Consider the following 23,680-nt stretch of genomic DNA (forward strand, 5'->3'; position numbering starts at 1 on the left):
TCCGCGATGCCCACACGGTCCGTGATGTCCCGCGTCGCCCACTTCCGGCCGGCCAACGGCGTGCCCGGGGAGTGACGCGAGTGGACCAGGTCCTGGTGAGCCCGGACGATCACATCCGCGACTGCGCGGACTGCGGGCGTGACCGGCGCTTCGAGAGCAGCACCGGCAGGAGCCCGGCGTGAGCCTGCACAGCACGGAGCCGGGCACCGCCGAGCCCACGGACTCGTTCCGCCCGCCACTGCGTCCCGCCCGAACCGGCCAGACCCGCACGGACGGTTCCAAGCGGCACTCTCCGACGTCCGACCAGCGTGATCACGGTGCAGCACCTAACGTTGCGGCCATGGGGGGAACACGGCTGCAGCCAACCGCGCCTGCCCTCTTCGTCGCAGCCACCGACGCGCTGCGGAGCTCGCTGGACGAGCTCCGGCCCGACGTCACCATTCGGGAGATCCCCGCGCCGACTCGCATCGCGCCGTTCGCCTTCGCGCTCGCCGGTGGTCTCACCAACGATGACGAGGCGGCGTCCGGGCGGTTCGTGCTGTTGTTCGACCCTGATGGCCAGGATGCCTGGGAAGGGCTGGCCCGAGTCGTCTGCTACGCGCGGGCCTCGGTCGACCCGGAGGTGGCCGACGATCCGCTGCTGCCCGGTGTCGCCTGGTCCTGGCTGCGGGAGTCGCTCCAGTCGCACGGTGCGGAGACCCACGCCCTCGGCGGGACGGTGACAACCACGTCGTCGCGTCGTTTCGGGGTGCTGGCCACCGATGGCGACAACTTCGACGTGGAGCTGCGCTGCTCGTGGTCACCCACCTGGGCCGGCACGGACGCGGCCGAGCCCGGTCAGGCTGGCCCGGCCGGGGGGGCCGAACCGGCGGGCGGGCTCGACCGTTCGGACGTCGCGGCGCACCTGCACTCGTTCGCCGATCTGCTGGCCGCGATGGCAGGCCTTCCACCACGTCTCTCCGGGGTCGTGCCGCTACCTGCGCGCCGGGCCTGAGCCGTCGGGCACCTCCGTGCGGGGACACAGCGCACCCGCTATGTCAACAGAACGCGTCCAGGATGACTACCTCGACGCCAAAGACGAACACTAAGCGTATAATTAGTCGGAATGCTCGGCCGACTGGGCTGCCAGCCCGCTCATTCACACGTACCATCGCCGATCGTGACGTCGACGGTTCCTGACTCAACGCACCTGGTCAGTGAGGGTGCGGCAGCCGAGGCTGCCGCCGAGCCGTCAGCACCCGTCCCGATCCCCCTGCTGGAGCCGGCCGACGGCGTCCCGCCCGTCCTCGACGATCCGCAGGATCTCGCGCGCGCCACGGAGCGCCTGGCCGCCGGCACCGGCCCGATCGCCTTCGACGCCGAGCGCGCCTCGGGCTACCGCTACAGCCAGCGCGCCTATCTCGTGCAGATCCGCCGCCAGGGCGCCGGCACCATCCTCATCGACCCGGTGGCACTGCCCGACCTCACCAGCCTGCAGGAGGTGGTGGGCCCGACCGAGTGGGTGCTGCACGCGGCCAGCCAGGACCTGCCCTGCCTCGCCGAGCTGGGCCTGCACCCGACCAGTCTGTTCGACACCGAGCTCGCCGGGCGGCTGCTGGGCTACGAGCGGGTCGGGCTCGGCGCCATGGTCGAGCGGGTGCTCGGCTTCGCGCTGGAGAAGGGGCACTCCGCGGCGGACTGGTCCACCCGGCCGCTGCCCGAGCCGTGGCTGCGCTATGCCGCGCTGGACGTGGAGCTGCTCGTGGAGCTCCGCGACCGGCTGGAGGCGGAGCTCGTCGAACGCGACAAGATCGACTTTGCCCGGCAGGAGTTCGCGGCGATCGCCGCCGCTCCCCCGCGGGAACCACGCGCCGAGCCGTGGCGTCGCACCAGCGGGATCCACCGCGCGCGCACCCGGCGCCAGCTCGCGGCGGTCCGCGCGATGTGGCAGGCCCGCGACAAGGTCGCCCGGACCCGTGACCTCGCGCCGGGGCGGGTGCTGCCCGACGGCGCGATCATGGACGCCGTCCTCAAGGCGCCCGCGGACATCGCCGCGCTGACCCGGCTGCCGGTCTTCTCCGGGCCGAAGATCCGTCGCTCGGCGCAGACCTGGATGGAGGCGCTGCGGTCAGCGGCGGAGCTGCCGGAGAGCCAGCTCCCGAGCACGGCCGGTCCGGGTGGAGACGGGCTTCCGCCCCAGAACCGCTGGGCCGAACGTGATCCGGTGGCCGCCGCCCGACTGGCCCGGGTGCGGGCCGCTCTGAACACCATCGCCACCGCGCAGGGCATGCCGGTGGAGAACCTGCTGGAGCCGGCACTCGCCCGCCGCGTCACCTGGACGCCGCCGGCGTCGCGCGACACCGCGTCGGTGACGGCAGCGCTGGTCGCGGGCGGGGCACGTTCCTGGCAGGTGGAGCTCACGGCGACCGCCGTGGCGACCGCGCTGGTCGACCCTCCGGCGACGGGCACCGCTCCGTCGATGCCGTCGACACCGCCATCAACACCGCCGTCGACTCCGCTGCCGACCCCGCTGCCGCCGATGCCGACGGCCGGGCCGGCCGCGAACGACACGACAGCGGACAGCACGGCCCCGGGCGCCTCTGCTGCCCCGCGAGGCGCGGCGGAAGGCCCAGCAGGAGGACGTCCCGAGCCCGACGCCGGCGGCGCTCCTCGCCGGGCCGCCCCGCGGCGGGCGACGCGCCCTCGCCGCTCACCGACCCAGCCCGCGGCGAGCGACGAGCCCTCCGCCTCCTGACGTCCACTGACGTCCACCCCCGGCCGCGCCACCACTCGGCCGCGCCGCTGACTGGCCTTGGCCGCCGCCCGGAGACCGCGGGTCGACGCCCGGCGCCCGATCTCCGGATTCCCGGCACCCGGACGGCCGGCGGTCAGCGCGGCCCGGAGGCAGCCATCCGAGGCGTGAAGGATTCTGGTCGTTCCCGCGACCAGAATCCTTCACGCCTGCTCGGCAGCAGCGGGAACCCGAGGCCCGGGATCTCGCGGCGGACTCTCCGACCGTCATCCCTTCCACAGCCGGAGACCGCTACCGATGTCCGGTTGGCAGGCACATCGCGTCACGCACCGTGACCAGATGTGGAAAAAGGACTACTGAGGCGTACCACCAGGGCCTGGCGGCGGTTCGGCGTTCGCCGAGGGCGCCGGATTTTACATCGCAAATACGACCACCGATCCGTCCTCGATCGTGACACCTCTTACCTACCCACGGGTAACTCCTGTCGTAGGCTGGTGCCCGTCGCGGCCGGCACACACCTTCAGGCGTCCGGCCCGACACCGGTGGCGGCGGGTCGGACACGCGCCGTCGACGGACAAGGGCGTCGAGGAGGCCGGTGTGTTCGTAAGCGCGCGGGGTTCGGTGCGTGATGTGGTGTTCGTCGACGGCGTGCGGACGCCGTTCGGCAAGGCGAAGGGCGTCTACAGCGAGACCCGGGCGGACGACCTGGTGGTCAAGGTCATCCGGGAGCTCATCCGCCGCAATCCCGGCCTGCCGCCGGAGCGGGTCGACGAGGTGGCGATCGCGGCCACCACCCAGATCGGCGACCAGGGCCTGACGATCGGGCGGACCGCCGGCATTCTCGCCGGTCTGCCGAAGTCCGTCCCGGGCTATGCGATCGACCGGATGTGCGCGGGCGCGGTGACGGCGGTGACCACGACCGCGTCCGCCATCGCGGTCGGCGCCTACGACGTCGCGATCGCCGGCGGCGTCGAGCACATGGGGCGCCATCCCATGGGTGAGGGGGTCGACCCCAACCCCCGGTTCGTCTCCGAGAAGCTCGTCGACCCGTCCGCGCTGGTCATGGGGATGACGGCGGAGAACGTGCACGACCGCTACCCGGGCATCACCCGGGCGCGGGCCGACGCCTACGCCGTCGCCTCGCAGGAGAAGGTGGCCAAGGCCTACGCCAACAACCAGATCCAGCCCGACCTCGTCCCGGTCGCCGCGCGGCACGTCGAGAACGGGTGGGAGCTGGTCACCGCGGACGAGCCGCCGCGACCCGGCACCACGCTGCAGGGCCTCGCCGGGCTCAAGACGCCGTTCCGGCCGCACGGCCGGGTCACCGCGGGCAACGCCGCCGGCATCAACGACGGCGCGACCGGATGCCTGCTGGCGGCCGCCGACGTCGCCGCCGAGCTGGGCCTGAGCCGCAAGATGACCATGGTCGGCTTCGGCTTCGCGGGTGTCTCCCCCGAGGTGATGGGCATCGGCCCAATCCCGTCCACGGAGAAGGCGCTCGCCCGCACCGGCCTGACCATCGACGACATCGGGCTGTTCGAGCTGAACGAGGCGTTCGCCGTGCAGGTGCTCGCGTTCCTCGACCACTTCGGCATCGACGACGACGACCCGCGCGTCAACCCCTACGGCGGCGCGATCGCGCTGGGGCATCCGCTCGCCTCCAGCGGCGTGCGCCTGATGACCCAGCTCGCCCGGCAGTTCGAGGAGCACCCCGAGGTCCGCTACGGCCTGACCGCGATGTGCGTGGGCATCGGCATGGGCGCGACGACGATCTGGGAGAACCCGCATCACCAGGCCGTCTGACCGGTGACCCATATCCCGCACCCCGCACCCCGCACCTCGAACCCCGACCCCCGACCCCCGCACCTCGAACCCCGAAATCTTCGCCCGAATGGGAGACGGAGCATGAGCAGCGCCGCGGTGACTCTTGAGCATCCGGACGAGGTCGTCACGCAGGCCCATGTCCGGTACGCGCGGCTTCCCGGCGTGGACGGACCCGTCGCGCTCATCACCCTCGACAACGGGCTGGACCACACCCGCCCGAGCACCTTCGGCCCGGCGGGACTGCGTTCCCTGATCGCCGCGGTCGACGAGATCGAGGCGCATGACCCGCCGGTCGCGGCGGTGGCGGTGACGGGCAAGCCGTTCATCTTCTGCGTCGGGGCCGACCTGTCGTACCGGTCGTCGCTGACCGACCCGGCTGAGGTGCGGCCCAAGCTCACCGCGCTCGGCGAGCTCGGGCACACCGCCCTGCGGCGGGTCGGCGAAGGACGTCTCGGCGACCGGAAGGTGCCGACCTTCGCCCTCGTCAACGGCGCCGCGCTCGGCGGCGGCCTCGAGCTGGCCCTGCACTGTGACTACCGGGCGCTGTCCACCGACATCGCCGCGCTCGCGCTGCCCGAGGTGTTCCTCGGCCTGGTGCCGGCCTGGGGCGGCACCCAGCTCCTGCCGAACCTCATCGGCGCGGACAACGCCGTCACCGTGATGATCGACAACGCGCTGAGCCAGAACCGGACGCTGCGCGCCGCGCAGGCCTTCAAGCTCGGCATCGGCGACATCCTGCTCGAGCCGGCCGACTTCCTGGAGGAGGCGCTGCGCTGGGTGGGCCGCGTGCTGCGGGGCGAGGTCGACCCCACGGCGGGCCGTCCGACCGTCGAGCGCGGCCCGGCCTGGGCGGCGGCGCTCGAACGTGGCCGCACCCTGGCGGACGCCCGGCTGCACGGAGCGGCGCCGGCCGCCTACCGGGCCCTGGAGCTGCTGGCGCTGGCCGAGACCGCGGACCGTGACACCGGGTACGCGGCGGAGGACGCGGCGCTGGCCGACCTCGGGGCCGGCGAGGAGCTGGTCGCCGGCCTCTACGCGTTCGACCTGGTGAACAAGCGCGCCAAGCGGCCCGTGGGCGGGCCGGACCGCTCGTTGGCGCGGCCGGTGACCAAGGTCGGGGTGGTGGGCGCCGGCCTGATGGCCAGCCAGCTCGCCGCGCTGTTCGCCCAGCGCCTGGAGGTACCGGTGGTGCTCACCGACCTCGACCAGGCCCGCCTGGACGCCGGTGTCGCCCGGGTCCACCAGGAGTTCGACAACCTGCTGCAGCGCAAGCGGATCTCCGCGGACCGGGCCAACCGGCTCAAGGCCAACGTCACCGGCTCGCTCACCAAGGACGCCTTCGCGGACGCCGACCTCATCATCGAGGCCGTCTTCGAGGACATGGCGATCAAGAAGTCGGTGCTCGCCGAGCTGGAGACCTACGTCAAGCCGGAGACGCTGCTGCTCACCAACACCTCCGCGCTGTCGGTGACCGAGATGGCGGCCGAGCTGACCCATCCCGAGCGGGTCGCCGGGCTGCACTTCTTCAACCCGGTGGCGGTGCTGCCGCTGGTCGAGGTCGTCCGCACGCCGCGCAGCGACGACGCGACGATCGCGACCACGCTCGACGTCGCCAAGAAGCTGAAGAAGAACGCCGTGCTGGTGGCGGACGCGCCCGCGTTCGTGGTGAACCGGCTGCTCACCCGCTTCATGGGCGAGGTGCTCGCCGCCACGGAGTCCGGCACCGCGATCGACACCGCCGACACCGCCCTGGACCCGCTCGGCCTGCCGATGTCGCCGCTCGTCCTGCTGTCGCTGGTCGGGCCGCCGGTCGCCCTGCACGTGGCCGAGACGCTGCACACCGCGACGCCGGACCGGTTCCGCTCACCGGCGGGCCTGGCCCGGCTGGTCGACGCGGGGCTCGGCGGCTTCTACACGACGGACCCGCAGGGCCGGCAGGTCGTCGACCCGAAGGCCGCCGCGCTCGTCCGCGAAGGCACCGGCGCCGACGGCTCCGGCACAGGCGCGGCGCTGACCCCGGAGCAGGTCCGGGACGCGGCACTGTCCGCGCTCGCGCAGGAGATCCGGCTGCTGCTGGACGAGAAGGTCGTCGCCGAGCCCGCGGACGTCGACCTGTGCATGATCCTCGGCGCCGGCTGGCCGTTCCACCTCGGCGGCATCACGCCCTACCTGGATCGCACCGGCATCAGCGAGCGGGTGACCGGCCGGCGGTTCAGCCCGCCCGGAACCGCCACCATCTCCTGACCCGTCCCGCCTCGGCCCGGCCGGCCTCGGACTCGTCCCGTCTCGGACTCGTCCCGTCTCGGACCCGTCTCCGACCGATGGGGAACCGCTCGCGCGGGGGGGCGGGCGCGGGCGGCCCTCCTCGGTGGCTTCTGGTGGCCCTCAGCGGCCGCCAGGTGCCGTCCCGGAGACGGTCGCGGCTCCCGGCCTCCCCGGTCCGGTTCCGCCCGTCTGCCGGGCGCTGAGGCGGGCGGAGCCGGGCTCGACCGCCTCGGCGAGATCCGTGCTGGCGCCGGCGTGGGTGTCGGCGTCGACGTAACGGCCCGCCGTCGACGTGCCGCGGGGCCGCAGCGCGACCCCGACGAGCGCCCAGACGACGTCCGCGATCGTGGCCAGCAGCCGGGCGACGACCGCGATGAGGGTGGCCGGGCCACTGGCCAGCGCCGGGGCCAGTGCCAGCACCAGGACCGCCTCGCGCACCCCGGCCCCCGCCGGCAGCACCAACACCAGAAAACCGGCCGTCCAGGCCAGCGCGTACGCGCCGATGCACAGCGCCACCAGCCGGGCCCCGCCGACGGCCGGGTCGAGGTCGCGCACCAGCAGCCAGGTCCCGACGCCGTACCAGACGAAACCCGCGATCAGCCAGCCGGCCCCGGCCAGGATGGGCCGCGCGGTGAGCGCCTCGTCCAGCGGCGGACGCCGCAGCAGGCGGAACGCGAGGTCGAGCAGCCTCGAAAGCACGGGCGGATGCAGAACCACCGCGAACAGCGGCACCACCGCCAGCGCCCACCAGTAGTCCGCGAGCGCCGAGCGGGAGACGAACGGGAGGGTCGCCGCCGCGGTCACTCCACCGCACGGCACCGCCAGGGCCAGCACCACCAGGCTCGCCGACGCCGACTTCGGCCGGGAGACCCCGTAGTCGCGGGACAGCTCCATCTGCGCGAGCACCGGCCACACACTGCCCGGGATGTACTTGCCGATCTGGCCGACGCAGAAGATGCGAACGGCCGCGCGCAGCGGCAACGACGCGCCGAGCCCGCCGAGCACCGACCGCCAGGACAGCACTGTGGCGCCGACCGCGAGCACCGTCGCGACGGCGGACCCGCCCAGGCCGGCCGCCGTCAGCTCGCCGACCGAGTCGCGGACGTCGTTCCACTGCCCCACCAGCGCGACGACCAGCAGCACCGCCGCGAGCAGCAGAGCGCCCCGCACCGCCCACCAACGCGCGCCCCGGCGGCGAGGCTGCGCGGCCTGCTTCTTCCCTCGCGGGCCCGCCCCGTCGACATGACTCACCTGGTCAGACTATGGGGTCGGCGCACCGCCGTCGTGGCCGCCCACCGCCGCGCCAGAAGAGGCCAGCGGGGTCAGAAGGACCAGCCGTGCCGCGAGCGCGGCGCCGGCCGGGCCAGAAGCGCGGCAACCGGGCCACGTGACCAAGACGTGACCCGGTTGCCGCAGTGCGCTGTGCCTGCCGAGGTGCGCTATCCCTGCCGGATGGCGATCAGGCCTGGCCGGCGGCGGGCGTCTGGTCGGGCTCGTCCGCGCCGACCTCGGCGTCCACCAGCGCGTTCTGGCGCCGGGCGACGGCCTCGATCACCTTGCGGGCGAGGTCCTGCGGGGCCAGGCCGACCTCGGCGAGGACCTCGTCACGCTTGCCGTGGTCGAGGAAGCGCTGGGCCACACCGAACTCCCGCAGCGGGACGTCGACGTCGGCGTCGCGCAGCAGCTGCGCGACGGACGCGCCGACGCCGCCGACGCGGCCGTTGTCCTCGACGGTGACGACGAGGTCGTGCTCACGGGCCAGGTCGACCAGCGCCGGGTCCAGCGGCTTGACCCACCGCGGGTCGACGACGGTGATGCCGATGCCCTGGCTCGCGACGCGGGCGGCGACGTCGAGGCAGGTCGTGGCCATCGCCCCGACGGAGACCAGCAGCACCTCGCGGTGGCGTGCCACCGCCGGCGCCCGGTACAGGACGTCCACCCCGCCGACCTGGTCGATCGCCGGGGTCTCCGGAGCGATCTTGCCCTTGGGGTAGCGGACGACCGTCGGCCCGTCGACGTTGGAGATCGCCTCGTCGAGCTCGGCGCGCAGGGTGGCCTCGTCACGCGGCGCGGCGATCGCCAGGCCGGGCACGACCTGCAGGAAGGACATGTCCCACATGCCGTTGTGCGACGCGCCGTCCTCACCGGTGATGCCGGCCCGGTCGAGCACGAAGGTCACCGGCTGGCGGTGCATCGCCACGTCCATCAGGACCTGGTCGAAGGCGCGGTTCAGGAAGGTCGCGTAGATGCAGACGACCGGCTTGAGGCCGCCCATCGCCAGGCCCGCCGCGGAGGTGACCGCGTGCTGCTCGGCGATGCCGACGTCGAAGACCCGGTCCGGGAACGCCTTCGCGAACGCCTTCAGGCCGACCGGCTGGAGCATGGCGGCCGTCATCGTGACGACGTCCGGGCGCTCCGCGCCGATGCGGACGATCTCGTCGGAGAAGACCGACGTCCAGGTGGTGCCCTTGGCCGCCCCGACCGGCTTGCCGGTGGCCGGGTCGATGACGCCGACCGCGTGGAAGTTGTCGGCCTCGTCCTGCTCGGCCGCCGGGTAGCCGAAGCCCTTGCGGGTGATCGCGTGGACGATCACGGGGCCGCCGAAGTCCTTGGCCCGGCGCAGCGCCGACTCCATCGCGACCACGTCGTGGCCGTCGATCGGGCCGACGTACTTGAGGCCGAGGTCCTCGAACATGCCCTGCGGGGTGACGACGTCCTTGATGCCCCGCTTGATGCCGTGCAGGGCGTCGAACAGCGGCGCCCCGACCAGCGGGGTGCGGCCCAGCACCTGCTTGACGACGTCGAGGACCTGCTCGTACTCGGGCGCCAGGCGCAGCGAGGCCAGGTGGTCGGCCAGCCCGCCGATGGTCGGCGAGTAGGACCGGCCGTTGTCGTTGACGACGATGACGACCTGCCGGTCGGAGGCGGCGATGTTGTTCAGCGCCTCCCAGCACATGCCGCCGGTCAGCGCGCCGTCACCGACGACCGCGACGACGGCCCGGTTCTCCCCGCGTAGCGCGTAGGCGCGCGACAGCCCGTCCGCGTAGGACAGGGCGGTGGAGGCGTGCGAGTTCTCGATGATGTCGTGCTCGGACTCGGCCTGGCACGGGTAGCCCGACAGCCCGCCGCGCTGACGAAGGCGGTCGAATGCATCCCGACGGCCGGTGAGAATCTTGTGGACATATGACTGATGTCCGGTGTCCCACAGGACTCGGTCAAATGGTGAGTCAAAAACCCTGTGAATTGCGAGAGTCAGTTCGACAGCGCCCAGATTCGGCCCGAGGTGGCCGCCAGTACGGGCAACCGCATGGATGAGGAAATCACGGATCTCGGCCGCGAGCGCCACCAGTTCCTCGTGGTCGAGGCGCTTGACGTCCTGCGGGCTGTCGATCGTCGACAGAAGCGACACGGCGTGCTCTCCCTCCCCCGAAAGGGGATCGGTCCGGGTCCGGCAAAGTCTACGCAGCAGGCCGTGGGCTCCGCAGACGGGCTCCCGACATGTGAGCTGCCCGAAGAGCGTCAGGTATTCTGCCCGGTCGCGGTAGAATCCGCCTCCCGCTGTCGGGAATGTGCGACGGGTAACCGCGGAAGAGACGGCATGAACCAGGCGTGACGCGTTGGCGGCGGTGACAGACCGATCGCCTCGGCCCAGCACGGCGGCGGCGGAACGAGCCGCCCGGCGGGGTTCTTTCTCGGGCTCATGGGTTCGTCGGTCAGTCTTCCATACCCGCGTCATCTTTTCGTGACATTCTCGTGACATCCCGACGGCCGTTACGAGTACCCCTGATCGTGACTTCCGCGACTACCCAGTGTCAGCAACCGTCGCCGGAGCCGGTCGCTCCGGCCGGTCCGCGCGGCCGCGATGCGGGCCGAGTGGACCGGCCGACCGGCTCCCGCCGCCACCGGCCCGGCGTCACGGCCTCCGACGGAGTCCGCCCGAGATGCCCGAGAGGCACGGTCGAAGACCACGGACGGGACGGTTGAAGACCACGGGCCGGGCCACCGAAGGCCATGAGCCGTACCGCCGAAGCCGACAGGGGGCACCATCGGTGCCACCGGGGACACCGTCGGGAAGAATGCCGCGACAGGCAATCAGGACTGTCGGCCGGAGGACTGAGGACCTCGGAGCCGACAGTCGCGCGGGCCGCCTGCCATCGGGCGTCACCAGAAAGGCGCGATCCGGAAATTCCGCCACAAACGGCGGTGACCGGTTCCGGTTACGCCGGCGCCAACGTCGCCACGCACTCCACATGTGAGGTCATGGGAAAAAGGTCGAAAGCCCTCAGCGCCGTAAGCCGGTAGCCCTCCTCCGCGGCAGCCGCGACATCTCGCGCGAGTGCCGCGGGGTCGCATGCCACGTACACGACCCGGCGCGGCCGATGGGCGAGGACCTCCGCCATGACCTCACGGCCGGCACCGGTGCGCGGCGGGTCGAGCACGGCGACGTCGACGCCGCCACCCTGCCGGTCGGACCCTCCGATCAGGCCGCGCACGGTCGCCGGCGTCACTCGCAGCGAACGCAGCGACACCCAGGGCAGATCCTCGAGGCTCCGGGCCGCGGAACGCACCGCGGCCTCGTCCGACTCCATCGCGATGACCCGACCGGTCGGCCCGACCGCCTCCGCGAGGAACGCCGCGAACAGCCCGGCACCGCTGTAGAGGTCGAGGGCCGTCTCACCGGGCGCCGCCGCGGCCGCCGCCCGCACGGCGTCGACCAGCGTCGCGGCCGCCGCCGGATGGACCTGCCAGAAGACTCCCGGTTCAAGACGGAACGAACGCCCCTCGACCGTCTCGACCACCTCGACGGGTTCCGCCAGGCCGGCGGGTTCCGCCGCCGCGCCCGCCTCGGGCGCGGCAGGCTCCAGGCCTCCCTCGGGACGCAGCCGGACCAGCTGCCAGCCGCCGGAACCGGTGGAGAAGGCCACCGCGTCGGACGTCGTCCCCGACTCGGTCAACTTCGCCGCGACGAGGTCGACGGCCTGCCCGGTCCGTTCCGGCGCGGCCGGGCCCTGGAGGAACACGGGGTCGGCGATCACCTGGGCGAGCGACGGGTGCGCGATCCGGCAGTCCGGGGTCGCGACCACCTGGTGGGAGCGGTGCGCGCGCAGCCCCACCCCGCCGTCGGGAGTGCGCGCGAAACGCATCCTGGTCCGCCAGCCGAGACCGTCATCCGCCTTCGCCGGCAGTGGCTCGACCCGCACGGCGCGTTCCAGGCCCGCGATGCGGCGCAGCGAGTCCTCGACCACCGTGGCCTTGAGGCGGCGCTGCGCGTCCAGTGTCGCGTGCTGCCAGTCGCATCCCCCGCACTGGCCGGGGCGGGCATGCGGGCACGGCGGCTCGACCCGGTCCGGGGAGGCGACCAGGATCTCCGTCGCGTCCGCCCGCCAGTAGCGGTCGTGGGAGACGTCGGTGATCCGCGCCAGGACCCGCTCACCCGGCAGCGCGTGCCGGACGAACACGACCCGCCCGTCGGTCCGCGCGACGCACAGGCCGTGGTGCGCCACCGGTCCGATCTCCAGCTCGACCAGCTCGTCCGGGGGCGTCGGAGGCTGTGCGGGTGTCTGGGCCCGCGGGCGTGTCTGGCGGCGCGGCGGCGCCTGGTCTCGCGGCGTCTTCTGGTCTCGCGGCGCTGCCTGGTCTCGCGGCGCTGCCTGCCCCCGCGACGGCGTCTGGTCTCGCGGGGCCGTCCGGTCGGCCCGCGCCGGCGCGGCGCCCTGGTCCGTCCGACGGCGGTTCGGGCCGCCACGGCGCGGCGGACGCCCGGTCACGTCCCGCTCCCGTTACCGGGCCGTACCTGCTCCGAAGGCAGCACCCGACCGCGCCGGACCGCGCCGGCCCCGGCGTGGTCGCGCCTCGTCTGAGCATGTGAGCTGGACTCAAGCTGCCAGGGAACGCTGGTCATCATGACGCCGGGCTGGAACAACAGCCGGGCCTTGAGGCGCAGCGCACTCTGGTTGTGCAGCAGGTGCTCCCACCAGCGCCCGACGACGTACTCCGGAACGAACACGGCGACGACGTCCCGGGGGCTCTCCCGGCGGATGCGCGCGACGTACTCCAGGACCGGCCTGGTGACCTCACGGTACGGCGACGCGAGAACGACAAGGTCGATCTTGATGTCGCGTTCCTCCCAGGCCTGCCGCAGCCGTTCCGTCTCGGCCGGGTCCACGGCGACGGTCGTCGCGACCAGCGTGTGCGGGCGGGTGGCCTTCGCGTAGGCCAACGCCCGCAGGGTCGGCGCGTGCATCTTGCTCACCAGCACGACGCCGTGCACACGGGACGGCAGCGTCGGCGGGCCCGGCTCGGGGGTCAGCTCGCTGGCGACCCGGTCGTAGTGCCGCTGGATGCCCTGCATGCAGAGATAGATCACCGGGATGGCGATGCAGACGATCCAGGCACCGCGGGTGAACTTGGTGAGGAGCACCAGGATGAGCACGGCGCCGGTCATGCAGGCGCCCAGGAAGCTCACGACCTGGTAGCGCCGGACCCGGCCACGCATGCGGGGCTCCAGCGGCACCCGCCCGGTGAGCTGGTCGTCCAGCTTCTCCCCGCTGTCACCGGAGCCGGCCGAAGCACCGGCCGCGGCACCAGCCCCGGTCGCGCCCGCGTCCGTGTCCGTGTCCGCGGCCACCGAGCCACGCAGCAGACGTGCCCAGTGCCGGACCATTCCGGTCTGGCTGAGGGTGAAGGAGATGAACACGCCCAGGATGTACAGCTGGATCAGTGCGGTGACCTGCGCGTCGAACACGACGATGAGCAGGATCGCGAACCCGGCCAGCAGGATGATCCCGTTGGAGTAGGCGAGCCGGTCTCCTCTGGTGTGCAGCTGGCGCGGCAGGTATCCGTCCCGGGCGAGGATCGAGCCGAGGACCGGGAAGCCGTTGAAGGCCGTGTTCGCCGCCAGGATGAGGATGAGCGTGGTGACCGCCGCGACGTAGACGAAACCCGGCGAGCCGTCGCCGAACACGGCGGCCGCGATCTGGGCGATGACCGTCCGCTGCTCCTCACCGTTGCTGCCGATGAGATCGGCGGGGTTCTCGGCGACGTGCACATCCGAGATGAGCGCGAGCGCCGTCACGCCCGCGAACATCGTGACGGCGATGGCACCCATCAGGAACAGGGTCGTCGCGGCGTTGCGGCTCTTGGGCCGGCGGAAGGCCGGCACACCGTTGCTGATCGCCTCGACACCGGTCAGCGCCGTGCAGCCCGAGGCGAACGCGCGCAGGATGAGGAAGATCAGGAACAGGCCGGTGAAGCTCTGTTCCGGATGGATGTGGTAGTCGGCACTCTCGGCACGCGGAGCGTCACCAAGGGCGGTCTTGACCAGCCCGGTGACGATCATGACCAGCACGCCGACGATGAAGGCGTAGGACGGGACCGCGAAGGCCGTGCCGGACTCCCGCACACCGCGCAGGTTGACCAGCGTCAGCAGCACGACCAGGAGGCTGGCCAGAAGCACCTTGTGCTCGGCGAGCCCGGTCGCGGCGGATGTCAGGTTCGCGACACCGGCCGACACCGACACGGCGACGGTCAGGACGTAGTCGACGAGCAGCGCGCTGCCGACCATCAGACCGGCCCGCGGCCCCAGGTTGACCGACGCCACCTCGTAGTCGCCGCCGCCGCTGGGGTAGGCGTGCACGTTCTGCCGGTAGGAGGCCACCACGGTCAGCATGAGGATCACGACCGCGGCCGCGATCCACGGTGTGTAGTGCAGCAGCGTGATCCCGCCGAGCGCGAGGACGAGAAGGATCTCCTCAGACGCGTACGAGACGGAGGAGAGCGCGTCGCTGGCGAAGACGGGAAGCGCGACCCGCTTCGGCAGCAAGGTTTCCCCGAGCCGATCACTACCGATGGGACGACCGACGAATCCGCGCTTCAGTCGGTCTGTGAGCGCCACGCGGCGATGCTACCGACCGTCGTCACAGCTCCTTCAACGGTGTGACGTGGGGCACTACACGGAACACACGTTCCTCCGTCCGCGGGCCGTCCCGAGGCCAGGCGCCTGGAACGGCCACGGCCCGGGCATCGACCGGACAACCCCGACCGGACTACGCTCACTTCCCGTGCACGTCGTGATCCTCGGTTGCGGCCGGGTCGGCTCGTCCCTCGCCGGTGCTGTCGAGCGGCTCGGCCATTCGGTGGCCGTCATCGACCAGAACCCGGCAGCCTTCAACCGGCTGTCCCCCGGCTTCGGCGGCCGGCGGGTGACCGGTGTCGGCTTCGACCGGGACACCCTGATCGAAGCCGGCATCGCGGAGGCCGCCGCGTTCGCCGCCGTGTCCAGCGGCGACAACTCGAACATCATCTCCGCCCGGGTGGCGCGGGAGATGTTCGGCGTCGAGCGGGTCGTGGCCCGGATCTACGATCCCCGGCGCGCCGAGGTCTACGAGCGGCTGGGGATCCCCACCGTCGCCACGGTCCGCTGGACCAGGGACCAGATCCTCGGTCGCCTCATCCCGGATGCCGTCGCCCCCGAGTGGACGGACACGTCCGGCTCGGTGCTGGTCACCGCGGTCACCCCGGCCCGGGGCTGGGTGGGCAAGCGGCTGGCCGACCTGGAGGCGCGGGCCGAGGTGCGGGTCGTGTGCGTGACCCGGTTCGGTGACGGCCTGCTCCCCGACGCGCGCACCGTGGTCCAGGACGGGGACGTCCTGCACATCGCGGTGGTGAAGGCGCGGGCCGTCGAGGCCGACGCCATCATCCACGCCGGCCCCGGGCACGACTGAGCGACAAGGGACGGGAGACCGCGCGATGACACTGGAACCGGACGAACACCAGCGGACCACCACGAGCTCGCACGGAGGACGCCGGGTGGCGATCGCCGGCGCGGGCAAGGTCGGCCGCTCAATCGCCGCGGAGCTGCTGGAGAACGGCGCCGAGGTGCTGATCATCGAGCGGGATCCCGTCAAGATCCGCCGGGACGCGCTGCCGGCGGCGCAGTGGCTGCTCGCCGACGCCTGTGAGCTGTCCTCGCTCGACGGTGCCGGGCTGGACGAGTGCGCCGTGATGGTCGCGACGACCGGCGACGACAAGGTCAACCTGGTGGTGTCGCTGCTCGCGAAGACCGAGTTCGGCGTGCCACGGGTCGTGGCGCGGGTCAACCATCCCAAGAACGAGTGGCTGTTCACCGACTCGTGGGGCGTCGACGTCGCCGTCTCCGCGCCCCGCATGCTGACCGCGCTGGTGGAGGAGGCGGTGAGCGTCGGTGACCTGGTGCGCCTGATGAAGTTCCGCCAGGGCGACGCGTCGCTGGTCGAGCTCACCCTGACCGCGACCGCCCCGGTCATCGGCCGGCGCGTCGGCGACGTCGCGCTTCCGCCCGACTCGGCGCTGGTCGTCATCCTGCGCGACGGGCACGCCATCGTCCCGTCCGCGGACTGCGCGCTGGAGCCGGGTGACGAGGTGCTGGCCGTCGCCACCACGAGCGAGGCCGAGGAAAGCCTCGCTGAGCTGCTCGGCGCCGTTCCGGCCGGGGAACGCTCCCGGGACGCTGCCGGCCTGCACTGAGCTCCGGCCTGCACCGAGCTCCGAGCCCGGCGGCAGCCCAGCCGCGGTGGTACCGAGGCAGGCGAGCGGCTGGCGCGTGGGAGGCGAGACTGCCGGCGCCGTGGCAGTCGAGCGAGCTCCCGGCGCCGCTCCGTGGCAGGCGGGGTGGAGCCTCAGTCCGGGCGAGAGGCGGAGGCCCGCTCGTCAGGAACGGCCACCTGCGCCATCCCCTGGGCAGGCTGCCCCGACTCGGCGGCCGCCTCCGGGACGTCGTCCGCGGGCGGCGCGAGACGCCGCACGATCGCGAAGGTCGCCAGCACGGCGACTCCGAACAGCGGCAGGCCCAGCGCGATGTTCGCCGCCGCGAGCCAACCGGTCTCACCGGCGAGGTACAGCAGGCCCTGCACGACGAACCGCACCCCGAACACGGCGATCCAGACCAGCGTGGCCCACACCGCCGCCCGTCGGACGGCCGGATTCTCCCGCCAGTCGGCATAGCGCTTGTCGAAGCCGGCCATCACGTACCCGCCGATCGGCCGGCCCACCAGCACGGAGACGAGCCCCGCGACGGAGCAGACGGCGTTCTTGGCGATCGAGGGCAGGAAGAAGCCCTCCGCGTGCCCGGTCCGGGAGGCGATGAAGGCGGCGAACCCGACCGCGAAGAGCCCGGAGAACGCCTGCTGAAGCGGCTCGTGCCGAACGAGCCGCAGGACGACCAGCCCCACGGCGGCCGCGATGGCGACGATGATCCCCGCGGTCAGCCCGCTCTCGGCGTTCACCGTGACGAAGGCGACCGTCGGAATCGCGCTGTCGATGATCCCGCGCGGCCCACCGATGGCGTCGGCGAGGCTCAGTACCGGCTCCGCGCCGTCGGCGCCCTCGCCGCTGTCGTCTCTGTCGCCGCCATTGGCCCTGTCGCCACCCTTGGCCCTGCTCCGGTCCCCCGCGGCTGCGGCACGGGCGACCCGGGCGAACGGACCGCCCATCAGCTCCGTGGAGCCCGCGTGCGGGCCCCTCGCCGCACCGAGGTCAGCCTGCTCCGGCTCCGGGCGCGACTGGGAGGAATCCGACGGGAGAGCTGGTGGCATAGGTGAAGACGTCCTGTCCTCCGGGCGCCGCTCAGGCGCTGGTCGACGAGACCGGCAGCAACTCGTATCGCGGATTGAAGATCGTGGTCCGCTCGTCACGAACGACCACTCGACCGGATGCCTTGACCGACCGGCCGGCTTCGATGCCCGCGATATGTTTGCGGCCGAGAAACACGAGGGTCACGGTTCCGGATCCATCATAGAGGTCGACCTCCAGACTTGGCCCCCCGGAACGCGCCCGAACGGTGACCGAGCGTATCGACCCGGCGACGCAGGCCTCCTCCCGATCCCGGCAGGCAAGCATCGGCTCCGCTCCCACGGCGACCGAGGCCCGCTGCAGGTCCTCGTCCTCCAACTCCTGATTGTCCGCTGTCAGCCGGTGGAACCGCCGTCCCAACCAGCCGCGCCCTTCGCCCACGGCTCCTCCGATCATCGACCGTTCCCGTAGCCGGGCGACGGAATCCGAACCTCGGGACGTCACCGGGCCAACGGGTGAGGAAGGTCCCACCAGGTGGCCATGCGTCAGCGCCCTGAACCGGGATTATGCGGTGGACGGACCCCCGCCACCACTGATCCCGCCCAGGATGGGACAACTCGCGGAGCGCCACCGGTGGATGGCCGAGCGTTCCAGCGCCGTTACCGGACTGTTCCGCGCTCGGCCACACCGCTGAGCCCTTTCCACCGTCGGCTCGGACCTGCGGCCTGCCAGACCGCGTGCCGCGAGCCGGAAGAGGCCCGCTGATCAGCGCGCCTCGGATCAGCGCGTCTCGCTGATCCGCACGCCGGGGCCCGGCATCTCGGGCCGGGCAGTCGCGCCCTGCTCCGTCTCCTGGGGCTCGCCGTCGGATTCCGCGACCTCCTTCGGCAACCGCAGCGGCAGCGGGTCACGGACCGGCATGGCCTCATCGCCCCGTACCACCACAGTTCGCCGGAGAGTCTCGTCCAGCAGGGGACCCGCACTGAGATCCTGCCCGGCGGGGCCGGTCACCACCGCACGGAGGAACCAGCGGGGCCCGTCGATACCGATCATGCGCCCGGGGATGGTCTCACCGGGCCGGTTCGTGGGCAGGCGCATCCGCAGCTCCGGGCCGAAGGGGCCCTCCCCCTCCGCGCCACCGACCGCCTGCAGCGTCTCCAGGATTTCCGCGCGGACCTCGTCCCACAGGGGTGTCGTCTTGGGGGCGGCGAACACCGCCACCTCCATCGCGCTGCGCCCGTCCGTGATGATGATCGTCACTGGACGGCCGGTCGCCTCCTCCACCTGGAACTGCATCTGCACGCCGCGCAGCGTCGGTATCCGCAACGCGCCGAGGTCCAGGCGGTGCACGTCGTCCTGCGGCGCGTCAGCGGCATCGAAGGGCCCGACCCGATCGACGTCCTGGCTGGCGCCGCGGGCCGCATCCGCATCCGCCGAGGCCTCGACCGAAGCCTTACGACCGCGACCGAACACCGTGGTCCTCCCTTCGCGGTCCACCGTCGGAAGAGTGGCCGAACCCGCCGGTCGACCCGAAGCCGCCCGTGCCGCGCACGGACTCGGGCAGGTCGGCGACCTCCCGGAAGACCGCGTGCTCCACTCGTTGGATCACCAGCTGGGCCACCCGATCACCCCTACGTAGAGTGATCGACTCACTCTGATCGGTGTTTATGAGATTCACCTTGATTTCTCCACGGTAACCGGCGTCGACAGTACCGGGGGCGTTGACCACAGTGAGTCCATGACGCGCGGCAAGTCCGCTACGGGGATGCACGAAGGCCGCATAACCCGCAGGCAGCGCGATCGACAGCCCCGTCCCGACGATGGCCCGCTCTCCCGGCGCCAGCGTGACGTCCTGCGTGGTCGCCAGGTCGGCACCGGCGTCGGACGGCTGGGCGTAGGTAGGAAGCGGCAGGCCCGGATCCAGCCTGTGCACCAGCACCTCCAGAGAGGCTGGCGACGAGGGAGGCGGCTCGCCGGTCGGCCACTCACCCGAGCGTGGGGCGGTCGGCGGCGTGGGGGTGGTCGCGGTCATGATTCTCCTGGATTGTTCTCACCCGGGCGGGCTGTCCGCGACACTAACGACTCGCCGGCTGGCAGCAGTCGGCGCCTTGCCGGTGGCCCGGGGCCATGACACTTCAGACACCACAGTGAGACGTGCGCGAGGGGCACGAGCGGGGTCGGGGGCCGGCCGAGCGGGGTATTCGTGCCCTGGTGGGTAGTGCTCGGGCAGCACTCGGAACACTCAGTGCCTGGAACGGGCAGTGCTCGGAACAGCGCAGCGCTCGGAACACGCAGTACCTGGGAACTACCAGGACGGACAGGCAACGCGCCCCGGAGACCGCGTCCCGGGGCGAACTGACGAGAGGTGTGGGGTGGCCGGACCGGCGTCGAAGATGGGATGGAAGGTCGTTGGCGGGGCGGCGACCGCACTCGCCGGCACCGCGGCGAGCCGAGGGGCCAGCGTCGCGTATCGCAGGGTGCGCAAGGCCGACCCGCCGAAGAACCCGGCCGACCCGGAGACCGCCTGGTCCGAGGCGATCGTCTGGGCGGCGGTGTCCGGCCTCGCCGTGGGCCTTGGCCGGCTGGCCGCCGAGCGGACGGCGGCACGTGGCTGGGTCCGGGCGACGGGCTCGTTGCCACCCGGCATGCGCCCGGCGTCGACAAGCTCGAAGACGGACGTCTGACCCGAGGCGGTACGCGTCGGAGCGCGAGGGATTCCACGCCGCCACACAGCGCCAACAATTCACACCGATTGGGATATATGGGGCGCAGAGTCGCTTGACAACCCACAAGAAGTGAGGATTTCGGTTGCCGCAGTAGCCAAAATCCTCACTTCTTGCTTTGAAGCAGCGACGGCGGGAGGTGTGGCCGGCGGCCAGGAACCGCTGAGGCGCTGCACTCGCACCCGGGCGACGTGCAGTGCCTCGGCGAGATCCGGTACCGGCGCCTCGGCATCAGTCGATGCGGCGGAGCTCCTTGCGGAAGCGCCGGCCGTTCTCGACGTAGGACTCGGCCGCCATCCGGATCATCTCCTGGGAGGCGGCACCCTCCCGGATCTTCGCCGGAACGCCGAGCGCCATGGCACCCTCCGGGACCTCGACCCGGTTGCCCACCACCGCGCCCGCACCGACCAGCGCACCCTTGCGGACCCGTGCGTCGTGCAGAACGATCGAGCCCGAGCCGACCAGCGAGCCGTCCTCGATCACACAGCCCTCGAGATGCACGACGTGCCCGATCACGCAGTCGTCGCCGACGGTCGTGGGGTGCAGGGCGGTCGTGTGGATGACCGTTCCGTCCTGGATGGACGTCCGCGCCCCGACGATGATCCGGCCATGGTCGCCACGCATCACGACACCCGGCCACACGGTCGACTCCGGCCCGATCGAGACGTTCCCGATGATCGTGGCGTCGGGGTGGACGTAGGCGGACGGGTCGATGGAGGGGACGAGATCCCCCAAAGCGTAGATGGCCACGCTTCCATCCTGCCCGATGGCCCCGGCACCCGCCCCCGGCCCGCGACCACTGCCGCCCAGGAAACACCGCCGACCAAGGACACGACCGCCCAGGAGACCGCCGGCCTGCTGGCGTCAGCCGGCCGGCGGTCGCGCCGCCATCAGCTCGTCGGCACCAGGACGACGTCGACGGTCAGCTCGCCGTCGGTCGCGTCCAGGGTGAGCTCCCAGATCCCGCCGGCGCTGCGCAGGTCCGCGGCCGCCTGCTCGACCAGTGCGACGGTCTGCGCCGGGCCGCCGACCCGGGCGGTCGCGACCTCGGCCTTCATCGAGACCTTCGCCTCGGACTTGGCCCGGCGCACCGCCGACAGCGCCGCACCGACAGCGTCCAGCAGCTCGGGACGGCCGTCACCGGCCGCCGCGCGGATCCGCTCCGCCTCGGGCCACCGGGCCCGGTGCACCGAACCCTCCTGCCACCAGGACCACACCTCTTCGGTGACGAACGGCAGGAAGGGCGCGAACAGGGTGAGCAGCGTCGCCAGCGCGAGCGAAAGCGTGGCCTGCGCGGAGGCGGCACCTGCCGGCCCGTGCGCACCGTAGGCCCGGCCCTTCACCAGCTCGACGTAGTCGTCACAGAAGCGCCAGAAGAACGTCTCGGTGACCTCGAGAGCCCGGGTGTAGTCGTAGCCGTCGAAGGACTCGGTCGCGGTCGCGACGACCTTCGCCAGCTCGGCGAGCAGCGCCCGGTCCAGCGCCTCGGTGATCGCCTCCACGCCGGGAGTGCCGCCGACGGCCGCCGCGCCCGAGCCGCTGACCTCCCGCGGGGCGGGCAGCTCGCCCGAACCACCCGCGCCGTCGGCCTCCCCGGCCTCCGCCAGCCCCAGGACGAACCGGCTCGCGTTGAGGATCTTGATGGCGAGGCGTCGGCCGGTCTTCATCTGGCCCACGTCGAAGGCCGTGTCCGTGCCGGGCCGGCCCGACGCCGCCCAGTACCGGACGGCATCCGAACCGTGCTGTTCCAGCAGGCCCATCGGGGTGACGACGTTGCCCTTGGACTTCGACATCTTCTTGCGGTCCGGGTCGAGGATCCAGCCGGAGATCGCGGCGTCCGACCACGGCAGCGCGCCGAACTCGGCGTGGCTGCGCAGCACGGTCGAGAACAGCCAGGTCCGGATGATCTCGTGTGCCTGCGGCCGCAGGTTCATCGGGAACACCTGGTTGAACAGGGCGGCGTCGCTCTCCCAGCCGCTGGCGATGAGCGGGGTCAGTGACGACGTGGCCCAGGTGTCCATGACGTCGGGGTCGGCCATGAAGCCACCCGGCACCCCCCGCTGCTCGGCGGTGTACCCGGGCGGGACATCGCTGGACGGGTCCACCGGCAGCGCGGACTCGGCCGCCACGATCGGCTCGTCGTAGCGCGGGTCGCCCGCCTCGTCCAACGGGTACCAGACCGGGAAGGGCACGCCGAAGAAACGCTGCCGGCTGATCAGCCAGTCACCGTTGAGACCGTCGACCCAGTTCTCGTAGCGCACCCGCATGTAGTCCGGGTGCCAGCGCAGCTCGCCGCCGCGCGCCCGCAGCTGCTCACGCAGCTGATCGTCCCGGCCGCCGTTGCGGATGTACCACTGGCGGGTGGAGACGATCTCCAGCGGCCGGTCGCCCTTCTCGTAGAACTTGACCGGGTGGCTGATCGCCCGGGGCTCGCCGAGCAGGGCACCGGACTCCCGCAGCGCCTCGACGATGGCCACCCGGCCCGAGGCGATCGTCTTGCCTGCGACCTGGGTGTAGTACTCGCGGCCCGCCGGCGAGGTGATGGCATCCGGCGCCTCGGCGATGAGCCGCCCGTCGCGGCCGATCACCGCGCGCGCGGGCAGCCGCAGCTCCCGCCACCAGGTGACGTCGGTCAGGTCACCGAAGGTACAGATCATGGCGATACCGGAGCCCTTCTCCGGATCCGCCAGCCGGTGCGCCACCACCGGCACCTCGACGTCGAACAGCGGCGTGCGGACCGTCTGCCCGAACAGCGGCTGATAGCGCTCGTCCTCGGGATGGGCCACCAGCGCCACGCAGGCCGGCAGCAGCTCCGGACGGGTCGTCTCGATCACCACCGGCTCGCCGCCGGGCCGCGGGAACGCGATGGTGTGGTACGCGCCAGGGCGCTCTCTGTCCTCCAGCTCCGCCTGCGCGACCGCGGTGCGGAAGGTGACGTCCCACAGCGTCGGGGCCTCGGCCAGGTAGGCCTCGCCACGGGCCAGGTTGCGCAGGAACGCGCGCTGCGCGACGGCCCGCGACCGGGCGTCGATCGTCGCGTAGGTGTACGACCAGTCCACCGACACGCCGAGCCGGCGCCAGAGCTCCTCGAAGCCCTTCTCGTCCTCGATCGTCAGCTTCTCGCACAGCTCGACGAAGTTGCGCCGCGAGATCGGGACCTGGTCCTTGCCCGGCTTGGCCGGCGGGGCGAAGTCGGGGTCGTACGGCAGCGACGGATCGCAGCGCACGCCGTAGTAGTTCTGCACCCGCCGCTCGGTCGGCAGGCCGTTGTCGTCGAACCCCATCGGGTAGAAGACCTCACGGCCGCGCATCCGCTGGAAGCGGGCGATCAGGTCGGTGTGGGTGTACGAGAACACGTGGCCGACGTGCAGGGAACCGCTTACGGTCGGGGGCGGGGTGTCCACCGAGTAGACGCGCTCCCGGGGAACCGATCGATCGAACGAATAGGTTCCGCGCTCCTGCCACTCCTGCGCCCAGCGCGCCTCGAGCCCATCCAGGGTCGGCTTCGCGGGGACCGCACGGGTCGGCCGTTCTGTACTGTCCGTTGCCACCACGCGCCCAATCCTACGGGTCGCACGATCGCCTCCCC

18 protein-coding genes are annotated in these 23,680 nt (G+C 72.2%); 7 read left to right on the forward strand and 11 right to left on the reverse strand.

Going from position 1 to position 23,680, the window contains the following annotated elements; all coding sequences use genetic code 11:
- Positions 1-109: 109 nt before the first annotated feature.
- Positions 110-316 carry a hypothetical protein gene (locus tag AWX74_RS39930; protein WP_193209708.1) on the reverse strand — a complete coding sequence of 69 codons (207 nt, stop codon included), beginning with the start codon at positions 314-316 and terminating at the stop codon, positions 110-112.
- 24 nt (positions 317-340) lie between these two features.
- On the opposite strand from AWX74_RS39930, the gene AWX74_RS11580 reads away from it, so the two are divergent.
- The 4 genes from AWX74_RS11580 (at position 341) to AWX74_RS11595 (ending at position 6,799) form a co-directional block, all read left to right on the forward strand.
- On the forward strand, positions 341-994 hold the full coding sequence (locus AWX74_RS11580; RefSeq protein WP_165615568.1) for a DUF3000 domain-containing protein: 654 nt from the start codon (positions 341-343) through the stop codon (positions 992-994).
- A gap of 111 nt (positions 995-1,105) precedes the next feature.
- A complete protein-coding gene (locus tag AWX74_RS11585; protein ID WP_091274907.1) occupies positions 1,106-2,734 on the forward strand; it encodes a ribonuclease D in 1,629 nt (542 codons plus the stop codon).
- 594 nt (positions 2,735-3,328) lie between these two features.
- On the forward strand, positions 3,329-4,534 hold the full coding sequence (locus AWX74_RS11590) for a thiolase family protein (protein WP_054565758.1): 1,206 nt from the start codon (positions 3,329-3,331) through the stop codon (positions 4,532-4,534).
- A 102-nt stretch (positions 4,535-4,636) separates the two neighbouring features.
- Positions 4,637-6,799, forward strand: a complete 2,163-nt coding sequence (locus tag AWX74_RS11595) for a 3-hydroxyacyl-CoA dehydrogenase NAD-binding domain-containing protein (RefSeq protein WP_091274910.1) — start codon at positions 4,637-4,639, stop codon at positions 6,797-6,799.
- Positions 6,800-6,940: 141 nt separating this feature from the next.
- On the opposite strand, the gene AWX74_RS11600 is transcribed toward AWX74_RS11595, so the two are convergent.
- The 4 genes from AWX74_RS11600 to AWX74_RS11615 all read right to left on the reverse strand — a co-directional run bounded on the left by AWX74_RS11600 (position 6,941) and on the right by AWX74_RS11615 (position 14,714).
- A complete protein-coding gene (locus AWX74_RS11600) occupies positions 6,941-8,071 on the reverse strand; it encodes a lysylphosphatidylglycerol synthase domain-containing protein (RefSeq protein ID WP_091274914.1) in 1,131 nt (376 codons plus the stop codon).
- Between the two features lie 208 nt (positions 8,072-8,279).
- Positions 8,280-10,229: a 1-deoxy-D-xylulose-5-phosphate synthase gene (gene dxs, locus AWX74_RS11605; RefSeq protein ID WP_091274917.1), complete on the reverse strand. Its 1,950-nt coding sequence runs from the start codon at positions 10,227-10,229 to the stop codon at positions 8,280-8,282.
- Positions 10,230-11,037: 808 nt separating this feature from the next.
- On the reverse strand, positions 11,038-12,348 hold the full coding sequence (locus AWX74_RS11610; RefSeq protein WP_165615588.1) for a class I SAM-dependent RNA methyltransferase: 1,311 nt from the start codon (positions 12,346-12,348) through the stop codon (positions 11,038-11,040).
- A gap of 236 nt (positions 12,349-12,584) precedes the next feature.
- Entirely contained in the window at positions 12,585-14,714 is a 2,130-nt protein-coding gene (locus tag AWX74_RS11615; RefSeq protein ID WP_091274931.1) for an APC family permease, read from the reverse strand.
- Positions 14,715-14,880: 166 nt separating this feature from the next.
- Between AWX74_RS11615 and AWX74_RS11620 the strand changes: the two genes are divergently transcribed.
- A complete protein-coding gene (locus AWX74_RS11620; protein WP_054566524.1) occupies positions 14,881-15,543 on the forward strand; it encodes a potassium channel family protein in 663 nt (220 codons plus the stop codon).
- 25 nt (positions 15,544-15,568) lie between these two features.
- Positions 15,569-16,324, forward strand: coding sequence for a potassium channel family protein (locus AWX74_RS11625; protein ID WP_054565752.1), 756 nt, complete (start codon positions 15,569-15,571; stop codon positions 16,322-16,324).
- 152 nt (positions 16,325-16,476) lie between these two features.
- Here AWX74_RS11625 and AWX74_RS11630 read toward each other — a convergent pair whose 3' ends face one another.
- From AWX74_RS11630 to dut, 4 genes are all read right to left on the reverse strand, one after another.
- A complete protein-coding gene (locus AWX74_RS11630; RefSeq protein ID WP_226930973.1) occupies positions 16,477-17,391 on the reverse strand; it encodes a DUF3159 domain-containing protein in 915 nt (304 codons plus the stop codon).
- 31 nt (positions 17,392-17,422) lie between these two features.
- Entirely contained in the window at positions 17,423-17,809 is a 387-nt protein-coding gene (locus tag AWX74_RS11635; RefSeq protein ID WP_091275710.1) for an OB-fold nucleic acid binding domain-containing protein, read from the reverse strand.
- A gap of 339 nt (positions 17,810-18,148) precedes the next feature.
- Positions 18,149-18,841 carry a DUF3710 domain-containing protein gene (locus AWX74_RS11640; protein ID WP_091274934.1) on the reverse strand — a complete coding sequence of 231 codons (693 nt, stop codon included), beginning with the start codon at positions 18,839-18,841 and terminating at the stop codon, positions 18,149-18,151.
- On the reverse strand, positions 18,822-19,400 hold the full coding sequence (dut, locus tag AWX74_RS11645) for a dUTP diphosphatase (RefSeq protein ID WP_054565748.1): 579 nt from the start codon (positions 19,398-19,400) through the stop codon (positions 18,822-18,824). Before dut ends, AWX74_RS11640 begins: the two co-directional genes overlap by 20 nt.
- A gap of 340 nt (positions 19,401-19,740) precedes the next feature.
- Between dut and AWX74_RS11650 the strand changes: the two genes are divergently transcribed.
- Positions 19,741-20,052 (forward strand): DUF4235 domain-containing protein, encoded by a 312-nt coding sequence (locus AWX74_RS11650; RefSeq protein ID WP_091274937.1) that lies wholly within the window; start codon positions 19,741-19,743, stop codon positions 20,050-20,052.
- A 270-nt stretch (positions 20,053-20,322) separates the two neighbouring features.
- On the opposite strand, the gene AWX74_RS11655 is transcribed toward AWX74_RS11650, so the two are convergent.
- Positions 20,323-20,841 carry a gamma carbonic anhydrase family protein gene (locus AWX74_RS11655; RefSeq protein ID WP_091274940.1) on the reverse strand — a complete coding sequence of 173 codons (519 nt, stop codon included), beginning with the start codon at positions 20,839-20,841 and terminating at the stop codon, positions 20,323-20,325.
- 140 nt (positions 20,842-20,981) lie between these two features.
- Positions 20,982-23,645, reverse strand: a complete 2,664-nt coding sequence (gene valS / locus AWX74_RS11660) for a valine--tRNA ligase (protein WP_091274943.1) — start codon at positions 23,643-23,645, stop codon at positions 20,982-20,984.
- Positions 23,646-23,680: the final 35 nt, after the last annotated feature.

Source organism: Parafrankia irregularis (assembly GCF_001536285.1).
GTDB classification, from domain to species: Bacteria; Actinomycetota; Actinomycetes; order Frankiales; family Frankiaceae; genus Parafrankia; species Parafrankia irregularis.

What these genes read in the sequence shown, in the direction of transcription:
- AWX74_RS11585 (WP_091274907.1), top strand. Translation starts at nt 1,106, where the DNA reads ATGCTCGGCCGACTGGGCTGCCAGCCCGCTCATTCACACGTACCATCG.
- dut (WP_054565748.1), bottom strand. Translation starts at nt 19,400, where the DNA reads ATGACCGCGACCACCCCCACGCCGCCGACCGCCCCACGCTCGGGTGAG.
- AWX74_RS11580 (WP_165615568.1), top strand. Translation starts at nt 341, where the DNA reads ATGGGGGGAACACGGCTGCAGCCAACCGCGCCTGCCCTCTTCGTCGCA.
- AWX74_RS11625 (WP_054565752.1), top strand. Translation starts at nt 15,569, where the DNA reads ATGACACTGGAACCGGACGAACACCAGCGGACCACCACGAGCTCGCAC.
- AWX74_RS11595 (WP_091274910.1), top strand. Translation starts at nt 4,637, where the DNA reads ATGAGCAGCGCCGCGGTGACTCTTGAGCATCCGGACGAGGTCGTCACG.
- AWX74_RS11630 (WP_226930973.1), bottom strand. Translation starts at nt 17,391, where the DNA reads ATGCCACCAGCTCTCCCGTCGGATTCCTCCCAGTCGCGCCCGGAGCCG.